Genomic DNA, 1,515 nt, shown 5'->3' with positions numbered 1-1,515 from the left:
ACAACCAATCGCACGCTTCTTCTATCCTTCTGCGTCCCTCCATTGCTCAAACGATAAAGAGGTGGTACAGGAATATCAACCTGTTGTCCATCGCCTACGCCTGTCGGCCTCGGCTTAGGTCCTGACTAACCCTGAGCGGACGAGCCTTCCTCAGGAAACCTTAGGCATTCGGTGGACGGGATTCTCACCCGTCTTTCGCTACTCATACCGGCATTCTCACTTCTAAGCGCTCCACCAGTCCTTACGATCTGACTTCACAGCACTTAGAACGCTCCCCTACCACTGATACCATAGGTATCAATCCGCAGCTTCGGTGGTGTATTTAGCCCCGGTACATTTTCGGCGCAGAGTCACTCGACTAGTGAGCTATTACGCACTCTTTAAATGGTGGCTGCTTCTAAGCCAACATCCTAGTTGTCTAAGCAACTCCACATCCTTTTCCACTTAATACACACTTTGGGACCTTAGCTGGCGGTCTGGGCTGTTTCCCTTTTGACTACGGATCTTATCACTCGCAGTCTGACTCCCAAGGATAAGTCATTGGCATTCGGAGTTTGACTGAATTCGGTAATCCGATGGGGACCCCTAGTCCAATCAGTGCTCTACCTCCAAGACTCTCACACTTGAGGCTAGCCCTAAAGCTATTTCGGGGAGAACCAGCTATCTCCAGGTTCGATTGGAATTTCTCCGCTACCCACACCTCATCCCCGCACTTTTCAACGTGCGTGGGTTCGGGCCTCCATTCAGTGTTACCTGAACTTCACCCTGGACATGGGTAGATCACCTGGTTTCGGGTCTACGACCACGTACTAAACGCCCTATTCAGACTCGCTTTCGCTACGGCTCCGCCTCTTCAGCTTAACCTCGCACGGGATCGTAACTCGCCGGTTCATTCTACAAAAGGCACGCCATCACCCGTTAACGGGCTCTGACTATTTGTAGGCACACGGTTTCAGGATCTCTTTCACTCCCCTTCCGGGGTGCTTTTCACCTTTCCCTCACGGTACTGGTTCACTATCGATCACTAGGTAGTATTTAGCCTTGGGAGATGGTCCTCCCGGATTCCGACGGAATTTCACGTGTTCCGCCGTACTCAGGATACATTCAAGAGGGAACGAAGTTTCAACTACAGGGTTGTTACCTTCTATGACGAGCCTTTCCAGGCTGCTTCGTCTACCTCGTTCCTTTGTAACTCCGTATAGAATGTCCTACAACCCCAAGAGGCAAGCCTCTTGGTTTGGGCTAGATTCCGTTTCGCTCGCCGCTACTCAGGAAATCGCTTTTGCTTTCTCTTCCTCCAGGTACTTAGATGTTTCAGTTCCCTGGGTCTGTCCTCTTTACCCTATGTATTCAGATAAAGATACCATACCATTACGTATGGTGGGTTTCCCCATTCGGAAATCTCCGGATCAAAGCTTACTTACAGCTCCCCGAAGCATATCGGTGTTAGTCCCGTCCTTCATCGACTCCTAGTGTCAAGGCATCCACCGTGCGCCCTTTCTAACTTAACCAAAA

1 rRNA gene (only partly in view) is annotated in these 1,515 nt (G+C 50.5%); it reads right to left on the bottom strand.

Features of this window, described 5'->3' with window-relative positions:
* Nucleotides 1-1,511: ribosomal RNA gene (locus tag ACIGHG_RS25595) — 23S ribosomal RNA — on the bottom strand; it reaches 1,325 nt to the left of the window's first position.
* Nucleotides 1,512-1,515 lie beyond the last annotated feature (4 nt).

It is taken from the genome of Bacillus sp. NPDC077411 (assembly GCF_044543425.1).
Taxonomy (GTDB): Bacteria; Bacillota; Bacilli; order Bacillales; family Bacillaceae_G; genus Bacillus_A; species Bacillus_A bruguierae.
Note: the sequence above shows the minus strand (reverse complement) of the source record. Positions and strands in the feature narration are given on the sequence as shown.